This is a genomic window from Chryseobacterium sp. FH2 (genome assembly GCF_001045455.1).
Classification (GTDB): Bacteria; Bacteroidota; Bacteroidia; order Flavobacteriales; family Weeksellaceae; genus Chryseobacterium.
In genome coordinates this window covers 115,604-131,815 of the sequence record NZ_LFNE01000008.1, presented here as the reverse complement: position 1 = coordinate 131,815, position 16,212 = coordinate 115,604, and the positions used below count along the sequence as shown (strand labels likewise).

General features: G+C 33.8%; 17 protein-coding genes and 1 riboswitch. Of the genes, 10 read left to right on the top strand and 7 right to left on the bottom strand.

Annotated features, from left to right (window positions below; all coding sequences use genetic code 11):
- Window positions 1-38 precede the first annotated feature (38 nt).
- On the bottom strand, window positions 39-1,553 hold the full coding sequence (locus ACM39_RS13660) for a bifunctional ADP-dependent NAD(P)H-hydrate dehydratase/NAD(P)H-hydrate epimerase (RefSeq protein WP_048511604.1): 1,515 nt from the start codon (window positions 1,551-1,553) through the stop codon (window positions 39-41).
- A gap of 188 nt (window positions 1,554-1,741) precedes the next feature.
- Here ACM39_RS13660 and mscL point away from each other — a divergent pair, with 188 nt between their 5' ends.
- Window positions 1,742-2,122 (top strand): large conductance mechanosensitive channel protein MscL, encoded by a 381-nt coding sequence (gene mscL, locus ACM39_RS13655; RefSeq protein WP_048511603.1) that lies wholly within the window; start codon window positions 1,742-1,744, stop codon window positions 2,120-2,122.
- Window positions 2,123-2,171: 49 nt separating this feature from the next.
- Here mscL and ACM39_RS13650 read toward each other — a convergent pair whose 3' ends face one another.
- Both ACM39_RS13650 and ACM39_RS13645 read right to left on the bottom strand, forming a co-directional pair.
- Entirely contained in the window at window positions 2,172-3,131 is a 960-nt protein-coding gene (locus ACM39_RS13650) for a D-2-hydroxyacid dehydrogenase (RefSeq protein WP_048511602.1), read from the bottom strand.
- A gap of 93 nt (window positions 3,132-3,224) precedes the next feature.
- Window positions 3,225-3,629 carry a phosphoheptose isomerase gene (locus ACM39_RS13645; RefSeq protein ID WP_048511601.1) on the bottom strand — a complete coding sequence of 135 codons (405 nt, stop codon included), beginning with the start codon at window positions 3,627-3,629 and terminating at the stop codon, window positions 3,225-3,227.
- 258 nt (window positions 3,630-3,887) lie between these two features.
- Here ACM39_RS13645 and idi point away from each other — a divergent pair, with 258 nt between their 5' ends.
- Genes idi through gcvT form a run of 3 tightly spaced genes read left to right on the top strand, consistent with a single transcriptional unit; the run spans window position 3,888 to window position 5,959 of the window.
- Entirely contained in the window at window positions 3,888-4,397 is a 510-nt protein-coding gene (gene idi, locus ACM39_RS13640; protein WP_048511600.1) for an isopentenyl-diphosphate Delta-isomerase, read from the top strand.
- Between the two features lie 5 nt (window positions 4,398-4,402).
- Window positions 4,403-4,873: a hypothetical protein gene (locus tag ACM39_RS13635; protein WP_082140603.1), complete on the top strand. Its 471-nt coding sequence runs from the start codon at window positions 4,403-4,405 to the stop codon at window positions 4,871-4,873.
- A gap of 9 nt (window positions 4,874-4,882) precedes the next feature.
- Window positions 4,883-5,959, top strand: coding sequence for a glycine cleavage system aminomethyltransferase GcvT (gene gcvT / locus ACM39_RS13630; protein ID WP_048511598.1), 1,077 nt, complete (start codon window positions 4,883-4,885; stop codon window positions 5,957-5,959).
- A 475-nt stretch (window positions 5,960-6,434) separates the two neighbouring features.
- On the opposite strand, the gene ACM39_RS13620 is transcribed toward gcvT, so the two are convergent.
- Window positions 6,435-6,791 (bottom strand): arsenate reductase family protein, encoded by a 357-nt coding sequence (locus ACM39_RS13620; RefSeq protein ID WP_048511596.1) that lies wholly within the window; start codon window positions 6,789-6,791, stop codon window positions 6,435-6,437.
- Between the two features lie 119 nt (window positions 6,792-6,910).
- On the opposite strand from ACM39_RS13620, the gene ACM39_RS13615 reads away from it, so the two are divergent.
- The 3 genes from ACM39_RS13615 (at window position 6,911) to ACM39_RS13605 (ending at window position 9,686) form a co-directional block, all read left to right on the top strand.
- On the top strand, window positions 6,911-7,378 hold the full coding sequence (locus tag ACM39_RS13615; protein ID WP_048511595.1) for an acyl-CoA thioesterase: 468 nt from the start codon (window positions 6,911-6,913) through the stop codon (window positions 7,376-7,378).
- Window positions 7,379-7,425: 47 nt separating this feature from the next.
- On the top strand, window positions 7,426-8,265 hold the full coding sequence (locus ACM39_RS13610) for a GLPGLI family protein (protein WP_082140602.1): 840 nt from the start codon (window positions 7,426-7,428) through the stop codon (window positions 8,263-8,265).
- A 19-nt stretch (window positions 8,266-8,284) separates the two neighbouring features.
- A riboswitch (Fluoride riboswitch) is annotated at window positions 8,285-8,351 on the top strand.
- Window positions 8,352-8,381: 30 nt separating this feature from the next.
- Window positions 8,382-9,686, top strand: a complete 1,305-nt coding sequence (locus ACM39_RS13605) for a voltage-gated chloride channel family protein (protein WP_082140601.1) — start codon at window positions 8,382-8,384, stop codon at window positions 9,684-9,686.
- Between the two features lie 242 nt (window positions 9,687-9,928).
- On the opposite strand, the gene ACM39_RS13600 is transcribed toward ACM39_RS13605, so the two are convergent.
- Together ACM39_RS13600 and ACM39_RS13595 are read right to left on the bottom strand one after the other, a co-directional pair.
- Window positions 9,929-10,114, bottom strand: a complete 186-nt coding sequence (locus tag ACM39_RS13600; RefSeq protein WP_048511593.1) for a hypothetical protein — start codon at window positions 10,112-10,114, stop codon at window positions 9,929-9,931.
- A 176-nt stretch (window positions 10,115-10,290) separates the two neighbouring features.
- On the bottom strand, window positions 10,291-11,532 hold the full coding sequence (locus ACM39_RS13595) for an MFS transporter (RefSeq protein WP_048511592.1): 1,242 nt from the start codon (window positions 11,530-11,532) through the stop codon (window positions 10,291-10,293).
- A 608-nt stretch (window positions 11,533-12,140) separates the two neighbouring features.
- On the opposite strand from ACM39_RS13595, the gene ACM39_RS13590 reads away from it, so the two are divergent.
- The 3 genes from ACM39_RS13590 to ACM39_RS13580 all read left to right on the top strand — a co-directional run bounded on the left by ACM39_RS13590 (window position 12,141) and on the right by ACM39_RS13580 (window position 14,516).
- A complete protein-coding gene (locus ACM39_RS13590; RefSeq protein ID WP_048511591.1) occupies window positions 12,141-12,398 on the top strand; it encodes a hypothetical protein in 258 nt (85 codons plus the stop codon).
- Between the two features lie 82 nt (window positions 12,399-12,480).
- Window positions 12,481-13,329, top strand: coding sequence for a GLPGLI family protein (locus ACM39_RS13585; RefSeq protein WP_048511590.1), 849 nt, complete (start codon window positions 12,481-12,483; stop codon window positions 13,327-13,329).
- A gap of 359 nt (window positions 13,330-13,688) precedes the next feature.
- Window positions 13,689-14,516, top strand: a complete 828-nt coding sequence (locus ACM39_RS13580) for a GLPGLI family protein (RefSeq protein ID WP_082140600.1) — start codon at window positions 13,689-13,691, stop codon at window positions 14,514-14,516.
- Between the two features lie 64 nt (window positions 14,517-14,580).
- Here ACM39_RS13580 and rny read toward each other — a convergent pair whose 3' ends face one another.
- Window positions 14,581-16,149, bottom strand: coding sequence for a ribonuclease Y (rny, locus tag ACM39_RS13575; protein ID WP_048511588.1), 1,569 nt, complete (start codon window positions 16,147-16,149; stop codon window positions 14,581-14,583).
- Window positions 16,150-16,212 lie beyond the last annotated feature (63 nt).

Here is a 16,212-nt window from a genome sequence, read left to right as displayed (position 1 = left end):
TAATATAAACTTGTCTTTTCATTTCTGTAAGTTATATGTCACAGTTCTTTCTCAACTTTACTATTAATTTCTTTAAAAACATTCCCGAATTCATTAATAACATCTGTTGGCAACATAGCTTCTTTAGAAAATTTCTCAGCAGCAAAATCAGCAGACTTCCCGTGAAACCAAATCCCCAATATAGCGGCGTGTTCTTCAAAATAGCCTTGCGCTAAAAACGAAGTAATAATTCCCGTCAAAATATCCCCGCTTCCGCCTTTTGCCAACCCTGCATTACCTGTAATATTATAAAAAACATTTCCTTCAGGAGTAACAATCTGTGTGTGATGATCCTTTAAAACAATTATAATTCCTAATTCTCCAGCTTTTTTCCTAGCCAGCTCTACTCTTTCAAATGAATCTGTTGTTCTTCCAAATAGTCTTTCAAATTCTTTAGGATGTGGTGTAATGATTGATTTTTCAGGTATTAATTGTAAGCTATTTTTAACTTTAGAAATAATATTTAAAGCATCAGCATCCAAAATCAATGGTTTAGCATATTTTTTTAAAAATTCTAATAAAGCTTTTTCTGTTTTTTCATCAGTTCCCAAACCTGGGCCAATTCCGTAAACTGAATCTTCATTAACTTCAATACTTTCAATAATTTCACTTCCTCCTTCTACAAACATGGCTTCAGGGCAGGAGGTTTGGAGAATTTCATAACCGCATTCAGGAGCATTAACAAAAGTTAGCCCCGTACCCGTTTTTAAGGCTGACTTTGTTGATAAAACAGCAGCACCTACTTTACCATAACTTCCGGCAACAATCGTTACCTCACCGTAAGTTCCTTTGTGGGAAAAATCCTGTCTTGGTTTAAAAATATTTTTAACAATTTCATCACTGATGATAAAATCATTTGTTTCGGTTTGCGAAATATATTCTTCACTTAAACTTATATCTAAAATCTCCACTTTCCCTGTATATTTTCCTGTTTCGGGATGTAAAAAACTTTTTTTCCAATATTGAAAACTCAATGTATAATCAGCTTTAAACACAGTGGAATTTTCATCTAACGTTTTATCGGCAAAAAGTCCCGATGGAACATCAATAGATATTTTGACGCTCTTTTTTGAATTTAAAACATCAATCAAATCTTTAAATTCACCTTCTATATTTCTTGACAAACCTGTTCCGAAAACAGCATCAATAATAATTGTCCGGCTATCAAAACGATAATGCTCAACATCTTTAAAATTCTTGATAATGACTTCCGGAATTTCCTTTAATTCTTTAAAATTTACATTGGCATCATGAGATAATTTAGCTTTGGGATTTACAAAAACATCCACATCAAAACCTTTTAAATACAGCATTCTTGCAATAGCAAAACCATCTCCTCCATTATTGCCATTACCACAAAATACAGCAAAATTCCTGTGATTTTTACAGTTTTCTGAAATCCAGTGTACACAGGCGAAAGCCGCCCTTTCCATTAACTGGGTGGAAGAAATTGATTCCTGTTGAATAGTATAGTGATCAGCTTCACGAATTTGTTCGGTAGTAAAAATTTTCATATTTATAATAAAGACTTAACTGATTAAGCCTAAAGCAATTTACAAAAAGTATTTTAAAATCCCAATATACAAAAGCATCTCCCGACTCCAATAAATCTGTAGATTTTTAATCAAAAAAGTGTAAAAAGTGTAAAACTTTTCATATTTTTAAACATACATTTTGAAAATAATTATTAAAAATATAAATTATGGGATTTGTTAAAGAATTTAAAGAGTTTGCATTTAAGGGCAACGTACTTGATTTAGCTGTCGGTGTGATCATCGGTGGGGCATTTGGAAAAATTGTTTCCTCCTTAGTGGAAGATGTAATTACTCCGCTTTTATTAAATCCGGCTTTAAAGGCTGCAGGCGCGGAAAACATATCAAAATTATCATGGAATGGCGTTACGTATGGTAATTTCCTTTCTGCAGTGATTAGTTTTTTATGTATCGCAATGGTACTTTTTTGGCTGATAAAAGGCGCAAACAAGGTTATTAAAAAAGACGAAGTAGCTCCTGCGGGACCAACCGAAGACCAAAAATTATTAATGGAAATCAGAGATTTGTTGAAAAGCAAAAACAATATATAAAAACAGAAACACCTCAAATTGAGGTGTTTTTTATTTTAAATTTCAGAAATTAATGTATCTGTAAAATACTTGAAATCTGTTCTGCCAGAGAAAGCCCGATTCTATCCTGAGCTTCCAGTGTGGAAGCACCTGTGTGAGGAGTTAAAGAAATTTTTGAGTGATTCAAAATAGCTTTTGAAGGAGTCGGCTCATTGATGAAAACATCAAGACCCGCAAATCTTACCTTTCCTGAATCTAATGCTTCGATTAAAGCTGTTTCGTCAATAACACCACCTCTTGAGCAGTTTACGATAGCAACTCCGTCTTTCATCATTTCAAATTCACTCTTTCCAATCATATATCCTTCTTTCTGCGCCGGAACATGAAGGGTAATAAAATCTGAATGCTTTAAAACATCTTGAAGCGGCTCAGTTTCAATATCCACGTTGATAAACTGATTGTTGTAAAATGTTACTTTTATACTTGCCCTACCTACATTATTATCAGCTGCAATCACTCTCATACCAAGGCCTAAAGCTATTTTTGCCACTTCCTGCCCGATTCTTCCCATTCCTATAATACCGATTGTCTTCCCTTTCAATTCGATACCTGCAGCATAAGATTTTTTAAGATTTGCAAATTCAGTATCGCCTGTTAAAGGCATTTTTCTGTTTGAATCCTGTAAAAACCTTGCTCCCGAAAATAAATGTGCAAAAACCAATTCAGCAACCGATTCTGATGAAGCAGAAGGGGTATTGATTACATGAATTCCCTTTTCTCTTGCATAATCTACATCAATATTATCCATTCCTACTCCTCCTCTACCAATGATTCCAAGGGAAGGGCAGCTATCAATAATATCTTTTCTCACCTGCGTAGCACTGCGTACCAAAAGTGTACGGATTTTGTGCTCATTAATATAATCTATCAAAAACTCCTGCGGAACTTTTGCAGTGATTACCTCAAAACCTTTCTCGGTCAGTGCATCAATACCAGATTGATCCAATCCATCGTTTGCTAAAACTTTCATAAATACAGTATCTGTTTAAAAATTGAAAGATTTAAAAACTAAAAGAAAAGTGCATACTTTAATCGTTTAATCTTTAAATCTTTAATTATAATTTTAATCTTCCTTAAAAACTTCAATTGTTACTTGCTTTTCCACAAGGTCGGTAAATTTACCTTTATATCTTGTAGCTCTTACCAGGTGGTTGTCAATCCAGTGATAATTCCCTCCTCTTGGTTTTCCACACAGGACACTGTGGTATTTAAAACCGTGCTTGTCTAACCAGTCAATGGTAATTTGTTTTAGGTTTTCAGTTCTTGAAGTGAAAAAACAAATCTGGTGACCTTCATCATACCATCTGTTAATAGTTTCCAAAGCGTCTGGAAAAGGCTCACAGGTGACCATTCTTTCCGGTTCTTCGTTTGGAACATCTTCGGTAATTGTTCCATCAATATCGATTAAGTAATTCTTTACTCCGTCCTTCAGAATTGGACTTATATGCTCTATGTACTCTAATTCCATCATTAAAATTTGAGTTGCAAAGTTACGATTTTTGACCCAAAAACTATTGTTAAACTTAGTTTAAATTAAATTTATACTATAAAAATTAGTATTTAAAGAATAAAATAAACAATCTGCTTGTGTTTTTGTAATTCTGATTAAAAATTTTCTTTTTTTGCATCCATCTATTTTTAATGTTTTAATCATATTCACCGGCAAAAGCCATGATGTTTTACCAAAAATTTCCAAAATACATTTATTAAACTTACATTTGTAGAAATGGAAGAATTCGTAGTTTTAGTAAACCCTCAAGACGAAATTTTAGGCTTAATGGAAAAACAGCAGGCTCATATCAACGGCTTGTTGCACCGGGCTTTCTCTGTGTTTCTATTCAACAATAAAGGCGAGATGCTTTTACAAAAAAGAGCCAACGAAAAGTACCATTCTCCGTTGAAATGGACCAATGCAGTCTGTTCGCACCCCAAAACCGGGGAAACTTATATTGAAGGAGCAAAACGCCGTATAAAAGAAGAATTGGGAATTGAGACTGAGCTTTCAGAAAAGTTTAATTTCATCTATAAAGCTGATGTGGGCGGAGGACTTTGGGAACACGAACTAGACCATGTTTTTGTGGGAAACTATGAAGGTCATTTTAATTTAAATAAAGACGAAGTTGAAGAAATAAAATATATTTCTATGGAAGATTTAGACAAAGAAATATCTGAAACCCCCGAAAATTTTACAGAATGGTTTAAAATTATCTTGGAAGAATATAAACACCATTTTTAATAATAATGAAGAGAGGAATATTAATATTGACATTTTTAGCAGGATTTTTTTCTTCTGCTCAAAGAGTTAAAACATATGACAGTTCAAATTACTCTATCAATGTCCCGGAGGGCTGGAAATCTACTAACGACAGTGATATTGTAAACATTTTCCCCACCAGTGAAATCGGGGCAATTACCATTTCAGAATATCATGATTTGGAACTCCCGAAAGAAAAAACAAAAAAATTTATCCTTGCACTTTATCATTCTTCTGATGATGAGAGTAAAGTAAAAAGCAGTAAGGGTAAAAAAGGATATACAGAATATTTTTACGAATACTTTGACGAAAAAGAAAAACTTTTCTGGATTACTAAGGTTTTTCAGAAAGACAAAGATTTATATTTAGTTTCCATCAACTGTGGTCAGAAATTCTGGAACGGAAACTATATGTCACTTTTCAACGAAACTTTTAACAGTTTTAAAATAAAGAAATAAAAATTAAATATGAAGAAAACAGCCTTGTACGACAAACATGTTTCTCTGGGAGCTAAAATCGTACCTTTTGCAGGTTTCGAAATGCCTGTACAATATTCCGGAGTTACTGAAGAACATTTTGCAGTAAGAGAAAAAGCAGGATTGTTTGACGTTTCTCACATGGGACAATTTTTTGTGGAAGGTCCCGGTTCTAAAGAACTTTTACAATTGGTAACTACCAACAATGTAGATGCTCTGGAAAACGGAAAAGCTCAATATTCTTGCCTTCCAAACGAAAATGGAGGAATTGTGGATGACCTTATCGTTTACAAAATAGAAAATGATAAATATTTTGTCGTTGTAAACGCTTCAAATATTGATAAAGACTGGAATCATATTTCAAAATACAATACTTTCGGGGCTAAAATGACGAATGCTTCTGACGATATGTCGTTATTGGCCGTTCAGGGGCCAAAAGCTACTGAAATCCTTCAGAAATTAACAGAAACTACCCTTTCTGAAATTCCTTACTATAACTTCACAGTAGGTTCTGTGGCAGGAGTAAATGATGTAATCATCTCAAACACAGGATATACAGGAAGCGGAGGTTTCGAAATCTATTTCAAGAATGAAGATGCTGTAAAACTTTGGGATGCCATTATCGAAGCTGGTGCACCTGAGGGGCTTATTCCTTGCGGATTGGCTGCGAGAGATACTTTGAGACTTGAAAAAGGTTTCTGCCTTTATGGAAATGATATTGACGATACCACTTCACCAATCGAAGCCGGCCTTGGATGGATTACAAAATTTGACAAAGACTTCGTTTCTAAAGATACTTTCGCAAAGCAAAAAGAAGAAGGTGTTACAAGAAAATTGGTTGCTTTTGAACTGACTGAAAAAGGTGTTCCCAGACATGACTACCCTGTTGTAGACGCAGAAGGAAACGTAATCGGGAAAGTAACTTCCGGGACTCAGTCCCCAATGAAAAAAGTTGGTCTAGGACTGGCTTATGTTGATAAGCCTCACTTCAAATTAGGTTCTGAAATCTTCATTCAGGTAAGAAATAAAAATATTCCTGCAAAAGTAGTTAAGGCTCCTTTCGTATAATAGGACAAAGGATATCTTATAAAGAAAACCGGCGCGCTAAATTTAGCGCGCCGGTTTTCTTTTTTTTTAATGATAATCAAAATATCCTTTATAATTTTGCTCCCATAAAATTTTCTTTCGAAATTCGAAAAGCAGAATTATTAAGGCATATGTTGAAAACAATAATCATTTCCAATCCTAGTATAATGTTGACATCTTGTTCCTTTCTTTGTAATTCCTAGACATTGATTTCCCTTATTTGTTCCATTTATTTTTTTAGGTTTAGAGACAATCCCATAAGTATTTCTTATCGAAGGTTTACAAATATTACATGGTTGCAAGCCTTGCTCCAAAGCTTTACTCACATCAAGACCTGAAGAAACATTTTTCACCATTCTGCATGATGAAAGATGATACTTCGTACCTGAAGGTGTTCTGTAAACCGTTTGACATTTCAGAGTGAATGAAATAAAAATCAATATGGAAACTAAATACTTCATTCAGCTACTCCAAAAAATTCTCTCAAGGCTTCCACATTTTTTTTATCATTTCCTACAAAAATCTCATTGTCTGTAAGAAAAACAGGACGTTTCAAAAATGTGTAATGATCAAGCAATAATTCTTTAAAATCTTTTTCTTTCAAAGATTTTACATCCAGCCCTCTCAATTTTATCTGAGTTGATTTTTTGCTGAAAAGTGCTTCATAAGATTTTGTTTTTTCATACATTTCAGCAAGCTCTTCCTTGGTAACCGGTTCTTTTTTAATCTCACGAAGCTCCCAGTCTGTAAGGTCAAACTGGGCTAAAATTTTTCTACAAGTATCACATGTATTAAGATAAAATACTTTCTTCATTGTATATATGGTTTTATTATTTATTAAAAATTGCCTTTCTCAAGGTTTCATCTTTCAAAAGTAGGATTTAATCTAAGATTTTAAAAATTATTAAATATCTTTATTCAAATTTTACAGGGATGGAAAACAAACCTATTACTTTTCAGTTTATTTCAGAGCCTTCAGATGTTAATTACGGAGGAAATGTACATGGAGGAAGCGTGATGAAATGGATTGATCAGGCGGGTTATGCATGTGCAACAACATGGAGCGGAAATTATTCGGTCACTGTTTATGTTGGCGGAATACGTTTCTATGAGCCCATTAAAATCGGGGAAATTGTAAAAGTAGAAGCCCAGGTAATTTATACGGGCTCTTCAAGTATGCATATTTCAATTAATGTATTTTCAAGAAATCTGAAGCAACCCAATTTTGACAAAAAAACACACTGTATTATTGTTTTTGTGGCTGTAGATGAAAACGGGAAAAAACTTCCTGTTCCGAAATGGGTTCCTGAAACTGAAGAAGAAAAACAACAGGAACAGTATGCAAAACGTCTTATGGAGCTCAGAACCCAGATCGAAGACGAAATGAAACCATTTTTATAAGGTCAAAATATTTATAAAATTTAGGATCTAATATAAGATGACCAATCATGAAAAAAATTTTAAAACTTATTGGGTTATTGCTCATAGCTTCTTTGAATTCGCAGACTCATAGATTTGTTTATGAACTGCAATTGAAAATGGATTCCACCGAATCTGATTATCAAAAATTCAATATGATTTTGGATATCAATTCTCAAAATGTTAAGTTTTACGGACGTAACCTTCTCATCGCAGATTCTTTAAACAAAAAATTCGGAAACATAGACAACAAACATGTTGATATGACAGGGCAAATTGTAAAAAGAAAACCTAATACTTTTGATAATGAAAATTTTATCAATATTAAATTTGGCTATTACTCATTTAAAACCAATGATAAAATTACCTGGAATATTTCCAGTGAAACTAAAAAGGTTCAAAATTACACCTTACAGAAAGCAACAGCCAATTTTGGCGGAAGAAGCTGGATTGCCTGGTTCAATAAAGAGATTCCCTTCAATGAAGGGCCTTTTAAATTTTCAGGGCTTCCCGGTCTCATATTTGAGATTTCCGATACAAAGAAAAATTTTATTTATCATCTTATTAAACACCAGAAACTTCAAGATATCTATCCTACCGAAGATTTTCTTGAATCAAATTTCGGGGACAAAGCAATCCCTATTAATGAAAAGCAAAAACAAAAGCTTTTATTAGAATTTTATAATGATCCTTTTTCTTTCGAAAGGACAAATTTCAGTAAAACCAACAACAATTTAAATATCAATATCAACGGAAGAGAAATCCATAGCATTGATGAGCTAAATATGCAGGTAAAAAGTATGCAGGAAATCATCAGAAAATATAACAATCCTATTGAGATTGACAAAGCTGTTCACTATAAAAATTAAAAATAATACTTATATTTGCAACACAAAAGGAAATGGTGCTCTTCCTTCCCCAACCGCTTTCAAAAGCTGATGACGCCTGATTAAGAGATTATTGATAATAACTAATCAGGGAAATTATGTCTAAAAACCAACGAACATTAAAACGAAAAGCAACTTTTCACACAAAATTTTTCTTTAGAAAGTATCCGGCTTTACCTTATATTTTCAAATGGTTCTGTATAAGTCTTATGATGGGGTCTTTGGTGGGAACAGCCTCTGCAGGTTTTTTACAATCATTAGAGTGGGCAACAAATTTCAGAGAAAATAATATCTGGTTAATCGCATTTCTGCCCGCTGCCGGATTTTTGGTTGGAGTTTTATATTATTATTTCGGAAAAGAGGTCGAATCGGGAAATAATTTATTGATTGACACCATTCACGAACCTAAAAAAACAATTCCGTTCAAAATGGCTCCTTTTGTTTATTTGGGGACAATGGTGACTCATTTTTTCGGCGGTTCAGCAGGACGGGAAGGAACAGCTCTTCAAATGGCCGGAGCGATTGCAGATCAGTTCAGTAAACCTTTTAAATTAGACAAAAATGAAAGAAAAATTTTAATTATTTCCGCTATTGCGGCAGGGTTTGGTTCTGTTTTCGGGACACCCCTGGCGGGTGCGGTCTTCGGGCTTGAAGTTTTTTTGATTGGAAGAATTCGTTATAATGCTATTTTCCCTGCTTTTGCTTCTGCAATTCTCGCGGATTGGGCAACTCATCTCTGGAATGTAAAACACACTCACTATCATATAGATTTTATCCCAAAACTTGAATTTTTGCCTGTCATATACAGTATTTTAGCCGGAATTGCTTTTGGAGCCTGTGCAGCAACTTTTAGCAAAATGATTCATTGGGGAAGTTCTATTTTTAAGTTTAACATAAAATATCCTCCTTTACGTCCCGTAATTGGCGGAATTATTATTTCGATTGCTGTTTTTACAATGGGAACGACGAGATATATCGGGTTGGGAATTCCAACTATTGTAGAATCTTTCCAAACCCAACTTCCTCTTTATGATTTTGCATTAAAAATGATTTTTACGATTATCACACTTTCTGCAGGTTTCAAAGGAGGTGAAGTAACTCCCTTATTCTTTATTGGAGCCACTTTAGGAAGCGCTTTATCATTATTTATTCCGTTACCTTCCGGATTATTGGCAGGAATGGGGTTTGTGGCAGTTTTTGCAGGAGCAACCAATACTCCATTGGCCTGTATGTTGATGGGAATTGAGTTATTTGGAGTTGAATCGGGCATTTATATAGCTATCGCCTGCATTATATCTTATTTATTTTCAGGAAATAACAGCATTTATACGAAACAAAAAATTGGGGAAGCAAAAAATAAAAGGTTTGAATATCTTAATGATAAAAGTTTTTCCGATTTATAAATGAAAAGCCCGAGGTTAAAAATTAGGAGCTAGCTCTAGCAGTGTACTTCTATGATTTTTTTATAAGTGTCGGAAAACTTTTTTATTCTGGAAAAATTATGAGCTATAAATTTATAGTATCCTATTGTTCTGAACAACAATATATTAAAATAACAAAAACCTTTTGGAAATCCAGAAGGTTTTTGCGTATTAAATGTGGAAATGTTTATTTCTAATTGAAATAATTCTGTTTAAACATCAGACTAGCAAGTAATTACCTGTGGGCATCCAATGTATGTTGAACAATATTTAGGACCTGTAACAGCTCCCGTGCAGCTACAACCGCAAAGAGATAAATCCGGAGTTCCAATTTTACCGACTCCTCCCATAATGTTTTTCAGGTCGCTTTTTCTTAATTTTTTAGCATTTTTTAAAATTTCTTGTGACATGGTGTGATGTGTTTTTGAGATTAAACAATATAGTTTTAGTTCTATTTCAAAGTTAAACAAATATTAATTATTCAACGCATAATTTAATAGTAAATTTCATAATTAATTTATTTTGTTGCACTTACTTATGTTATAAACGGAAGATTACTATTAATTATTTCTTAAACAAATCTTATTTATTCCGTAAATTCCAAATCTTTATTATGAGTCTCAGAAATGGTAAGCGAAGAATAAAAAGCCAACCCAAAGACGATGATACCAACAATAGCAGCGCTCATAATCACTGAAAAGTCTTTCTTAAAAAAATCAAAACCAAAAATCATCACAGGAACCAAACCGCGCACCATATTCGGAACGGTAGTCGTTGCCGTATTTCTGATATTTGTCCCAAACTGTTCTGCCGCCAACGTCACAAACATTGCCCAATAACCCGTTCCCAAACCAAGCCACACACAAAAAATATAATATTTAGTTTCTGTATCTGTATTTCCGAAAAGCATAAAAGCAACACCGATAATGGTAAAAGCAAGCATATAAAAAATAGCCATTTTACGGGACTTCAAAGCGTGAGAAATAAACCCGCTCATCAAATCACCTACAGAAATACCAACATAGGCCCACATAATTGCTTTTCCGGGGTTGATTTCTTTAATGCCCAATTCCGGAGCAAATTGATTGGCCAAAACCGCTAAAATCCCGATACAATACCACGTGGGTAAGCCAACTGCAATGCATTTTAAATATCTGATTAAACGATCTTTATGAGTGAAAAAGGACAGAAAATTGCCTTTTGAAACAGATTTACTTTCAATATTTTTATAGATACCCGATTCTGAAACGCTGATTCTTAAAAACAAGAGAAGAATCCCCAAAATCCCGCCAATAATATATGAAATATTCCAGCCACCTGATAATTCTACGGTTAGCTGTGCCACAACAGCACCCATCAAGCCAAAACCGGCTACCACAGAGGTTCCGATTGCTCTTAAATTTTTTGGTAAACTTTCAGAAACAAGGGTAATTCCCGCTCCCAGCTCTCCGGCAAGACCAATGCCTGCGATAAACCTTAAAGCCGCATATTGATATACTAAATGCTCTTTTGGAAAATAAGGTAAAAATCCACAGGCAATATTAGCCAAAGAATATACCAGGATTGATCCGAATAATACGGAAAGCCTCCCCTTTTTATCTCCGAACATACCCCAGAAAATCCCTCCGATAAGCAAGCCAACCATTTGGCAGTTGAGAATAAAGGTTCCGTCAATATCCGGATTCAGTTCTAAAGATTTTAAACTTGGAATCCTTACAATACCGAATAAAAGCAGGTCATAAATATCAACAAAATAGCCTAAAGCCGCAATAATCACCGGAATAGAAAAAATACACTTCAATTTTGAAGATAAAGATAGTTCTTGCATCTGAATTTTAATTTTGATAAAAATAAAAATTAATTCAAAAAAATATCATGTTTACTAAATATATCTGTCATAAATGAATTATTCTCCATACCCTTATTTTAATAAACCGGCCTGATGATTAAAAATATCAACAAGTTAATATGTATTTTAGTTTTTTTTACAGACATTATCGGAGAACAGTTAATGCAGCCCAATTATTTTTAAAACCTCTTCCAAAAATCTTTTTTTTGTGAAAAAAAAGATTTAACATTGTAGTCAGAAAATAGATACTAATCTGTCATTTAAAATATAAAGCATTAGCTTTCTTGTTCTAGTAAAACTGGTAATTTTCATGAGAAACAGGAATAGCAATGCTCACGCTTCGGCGTGGGCTATTCTATTCGTTTCTCGGGTATACCAGTACCTACTAGAACAATAGACATAGTTCCACGCTTTTTTAGTTTTATAACTGGCTAGCTTGGGAATGAAAACAGTTTAAACATGGAGTATTTTGTAGTGTACAATGCAAGAGAAAGATGATTAAATATACTTTTAAGTAAACACCATAGAGCAATCAATGTGTATAAACTTGAGATTCAGATAAAAAAACTAAAAATTTTTAAAAAAAGATGAAAAATTTAATTTTAGCAACTGCAATTTTAGTAGCTGGTATGACAAGTGCGAAAACGATAACTATAAAAAGTTCAAATTCCAACATTCAAAAGTCCTCTAAACAAGTAAAACTAAAATCTAAAAAAGTTAAAAGTACTTTTGTTACTTATACTTCTTGTGGAGTGGCTGCCACAACCACTCAAGACTGGACTCAAGAGCAAGGTCAGATATGGGCTAATATGGTTGAAGCAAATTACTGTGGAAATGGTTATTAACATTTAGAATATATCAAATTATATGCACTTATAACGTAATTATTTACTTTATAAGTGCAATTTTACATTTAAACAAATTCTTATGTATTATTATAAAAAATTATTTCAATTATTCTTATTATTTTTTGCCACGTTATTTTATTCACAATCCGATAAAAAAGATAGTCTACATGGTGACTTCACCTATCTGCTAAAAGCCAAGTTAAATACACAGACACCGGATTATAAGCATGAAGAATTTTTCACATTACAAGTAGGTAATATGCGAGCCTTTTTTGCCAGCACTCAATCTCTTAAAAGGGATTCTGTACTAAAAAATTCAACAAAAACAATTACTGAAGGAAATACTACTATTCTTAGCCTTAAAGGAGTGTCGGTTCCAAAAACAAATTTTCCATATACCATTATACAGTCAAATGAAAATATTCAATATTTTCGATTGGTTGGAATGTCATTACTTACCTATAAAGAACCAACAATAAGCAATTGGAAACTTATTAACGAATCAAAAGTAATCAATACGATTAGTTGTAAAAAAGCTGAGCTTAATTATAAAGGAAGAAACTGGATTGCGTGGTATTCTACTGAAATTCCGTTTCCATATGGCCCTTATAAATTTAGTGGACTGCCGGGATTAATAATCAAAATAACAGATGATAAAGGAGATTATGAATTTGAGCTTGTAAAGTCTGTACCTAATGATAGGCTGAGAGGGAAAGTAGTAAGTTTATACGAAAGTCGTTATACCAATGCTGCCGAAACGACACAGCCGAAATTTGAACAAGCATTAAAAGATGCTAACGACAATGCAATTGGCATGCTTGCAAGTTATGGAACTACTATTATAGAGGGTAAAGAAATGATACAGCAAAAAATAAAAGAACGACAGTTAAACAAAAAATATGAAAACCCAATAGAACTAAGCAATTAAAAATCTCAAATAATAATGGAATGAGTATTGAAAAATACAAAACTAAATAAAAACCTTATTACAAAACCGATTTTTGAAGGTGTTACTTTTTCTAATTCTAAAGAGTACAGGATTGGAAGAAGCTTTGAGTAATAAAGACTTAAAAAAATACTGGAACCTCACTAAGGACAAAATAGAAACCTGCAAAGATTGTGAATTCAGGTAAATTTGCCCAGACTGCAGAGCATATACAGAACTATCCCATACAAATAACGCCGAATTGGACGTTTCAAAACCTCTAAAGTGCAGGTACAACCCCTATACCGGTGAATGGGAAGAATGGAGCACAAATCCCTTAAAACAAAAAGCAATACAATATTATGAAATGGAAAATATTATTTAGAATAATTACCTTATTACTCATATTTCTCTATATAATATCTTTTGGACAAAACTATAGGATTAACTATCAAATGACTTTCAAAAAAGACTCTTTGGCCGAAGAAACCCAGAAGAAGGATATGATCTTGCTAATCAATAAGAAAATATCAAAATTTTATTCTAAAGATCAGCTAATTAATGATTCTTTAATGACAGCATCAGAAAAAAATGGATTAAAATCACAAAAAAAATATGATTATAATTTTATGATTATAAAAGATAATCAAGAAAGAAAAATTTACAAATTCTCTTCTATATTAAGAAATTTTTATAAAACAACAGAAGAAATGCCTTTTTACAATTGGAAAGTTGGCAAGGAAACAAATAAAATAGGAAATTATATATGTCAGAAAGCCACACTTAATTATTCCAACAGAGTTTGGGAAGCCTGGTTTACAACAGATATTGCGCTGCAAGACGGTCCTTCTGTTTTTAATGGTCTGCCTGGACTGATTGTTTACATGAAAGACACCACAGGTTCTTACGAATTTCAGCTTACAGCCATAAAGAAAGATGAATCTGTAGATATAAACTATTTGTCTGCAAAACCTCTGGACGTTACAAAAAAACAAATCTCAAAAGTTTGTATGGATCATTATAACGATCCGTATAGGGAAATGAAATCCGGCAATGTGAAAGTTATCTGGCAAGATGAAAAAGGACAACCATTTACCCCCGATTATAAAGAACTTACAAAACAGGAGCAGGATTATATTAGGCGAAATAACAATCCAATAGAACTGTCTGAAGCAATCAAATATCCTTGATATCTCAAAAAATAAAAACCTTTCAGTTTCCTGAAAGGTTTTTATACATATCTTGAATCAATTATTATCTGGCAATATTCACGGCTCTCGTTTCTCTGATAACTGTTACTTTTACCTGCCCGGGATAAGTCAGTTCGTTTTGGATTTTTTCAGAAATGTCGTAAGATAACTGAGAAGCTACTTCATCATTCACTTTTCCGCTTTCTACCATTACTCTCAGCTCTCTACCCGCCTGAATTGCGTATGCACTGGACACTCCCTCGAAGCTTAATGCGGCAGATTCAAGGTCTTTTAATCTTTGGATATAAGATTCAAGAACCTGTCTTCTTGCTCCCGGTCTTGCTCCTGAAATAGCATCTGCCACCTGGATAATCGGAGATAATAATGATGTCATTTCTACCTCGTCATGGTGAGCCCCAATTGCATTAATAACTTCTGCATTTTCACCATATTTCTCAGCCCATTGCATACCTAGTAAAGCGTGTGGAAGTTCAGATTCCTGCTCCGGAACTTTACCGATATCGTGTAACAGACCTGCTCTTTTGGCCAATTTTACGTTTAATCCTAATTCAGCAGCCATGGTTGCAGCAATATTTGCTACTTCTCTGGAGTGCTGTAATAGGTTTTGTCCGTAAGAAGAACGGTATTTCATTCTACCTACGATTTTAATCAACTCAGGGTGTAATCCGTGGATTCCTAAATCAATAATAGTTCTCTTTCCTACTTCAATGATCTCCTCCTCGATTTGTTTTCTTGTTTTTTCCACCACTTCTTCAATTCTTGCAGGGTGGATTCTGCCATCCGTAACCAACCTGTGAAGTGACAGCCTTGCAATTTCCCTTCTTACAGGATCAAAACATGAAAGAAGTATTGCTTCCGGAGTATCATCTACGATGATTTCTACCCCTGTTACCGCTTCCAGGGCACGGATATTTCTACCTTCCCTACCAATAATCCTACCTTTTACTTCGTCTGATTCGATATTAAAAACTGATACCGAATTTTCGATAGCCTGCTCTGTTCCGATTCTCTGAATGGTTTGAATAACGATTTTCCTCGCTTCTCCTTTTGCATTCAGCTGAGCCTCCTCCATGATACTCTGAACGTGTGCCTGAGCTCTTGTTTTGGCTTCAGCTTTCATAGATTCCACTAATTCTGCTTTAGCTTCTTCTGCCGTGTAATTAGAAATTTTTTCAAGGATTTCAACCTTTTTAGACATTACTAAGTCTAATTCCTGCTGTTTTCTGTCTAAAATTTCGTTTTTCTTAGCATAATCAGCAATCTGCCTGTCTAAATCTTTTTCAAGCTTTCCTGCCTTGCTAAGCTCGTCATTCAGTTTATGTTCCTTGTCTTTGATTCTCTTCTCAGATTCCTGCATCTTTCTTTCACGAGACTGGATATCTGCATCATGCTGAGATTTTAATTCTAAAAATTTTTCTTTAGCTTGAAGGTTCTTTTCTTTTTTTATGGATTCAGCTTGTACATTAGCTTTTTCTATAAGGTTTTCGGCATTCTTTTTTGCATCATCTATAATAAATTTCCCCTTAGCATTGAGTGAGCTTTTAGAGAAAAGTATTCCTATTACTGCACCAATTACCAGGCAAATAACGCCGACTATAATGGCTGTTGTCATAATCTATATTGAGTTTTAATTGTCTTCATATTCTTAAATAAAAAAAGCCCACAATAATCCAGA

Coding starts and splice junctions, on each gene's coding strand:
- ACM39_RS13660 (WP_048511604.1), bottom strand. CDS start 1,553: ATGAAAATTTTTACTACCGAACAAATTCGTGAAGCTGATCACTATACT.
- mscL (WP_048511603.1), top strand. CDS start 1,742: ATGGGATTTGTTAAAGAATTTAAAGAGTTTGCATTTAAGGGCAACGTA.
- ACM39_RS13650 (WP_048511602.1), bottom strand. CDS start 3,131: ATGAAAGTTTTAGCAAACGATGGATTGGATCAATCTGGTATTGATGCA.
- ACM39_RS13645 (WP_048511601.1), bottom strand. CDS start 3,629: ATGGAATTAGAGTACATAGAGCATATAAGTCCAATTCTGAAGGACGGA.
- idi (WP_048511600.1), top strand. CDS start 3,888: ATGGAAGAATTCGTAGTTTTAGTAAACCCTCAAGACGAAATTTTAGGC.
- ACM39_RS13635 (WP_082140603.1), top strand. CDS start 4,403: ATGAAGAGAGGAATATTAATATTGACATTTTTAGCAGGATTTTTTTCT.
- gcvT (WP_048511598.1), top strand. CDS start 4,883: ATGAAGAAAACAGCCTTGTACGACAAACATGTTTCTCTGGGAGCTAAA.
- ACM39_RS13620 (WP_048511596.1), bottom strand. CDS start 6,791: ATGAAGAAAGTATTTTATCTTAATACATGTGATACTTGTAGAAAAATT.
- ACM39_RS13615 (WP_048511595.1), top strand. CDS start 6,911: ATGGAAAACAAACCTATTACTTTTCAGTTTATTTCAGAGCCTTCAGAT.
- ACM39_RS13610 (WP_082140602.1), top strand. CDS start 7,426: ATGAAAAAAATTTTAAAACTTATTGGGTTATTGCTCATAGCTTCTTTG.
- ACM39_RS13605 (WP_082140601.1), top strand. CDS start 8,382: ATGTCTAAAAACCAACGAACATTAAAACGAAAAGCAACTTTTCACACA.
- ACM39_RS13600 (WP_048511593.1), bottom strand. CDS start 10,114: ATGTCACAAGAAATTTTAAAAAATGCTAAAAAATTAAGAAAAAGCGAC.
- ACM39_RS13595 (WP_048511592.1), bottom strand. CDS start 11,532: ATGCAAGAACTATCTTTATCTTCAAAATTGAAGTGTATTTTTTCTATT.
- ACM39_RS13590 (WP_048511591.1), top strand. CDS start 12,141: ATGAAAAATTTAATTTTAGCAACTGCAATTTTAGTAGCTGGTATGACA.
- ACM39_RS13585 (WP_048511590.1), top strand. CDS start 12,481: ATGTATTATTATAAAAAATTATTTCAATTATTCTTATTATTTTTTGCC.
- ACM39_RS13580 (WP_082140600.1), top strand. CDS start 13,689: ATGAAATGGAAAATATTATTTAGAATAATTACCTTATTACTCATATTT.
- rny (WP_048511588.1), bottom strand. CDS start 16,149: ATGACAACAGCCATTATAGTCGGCGTTATTTGCCTGGTAATTGGTGCA.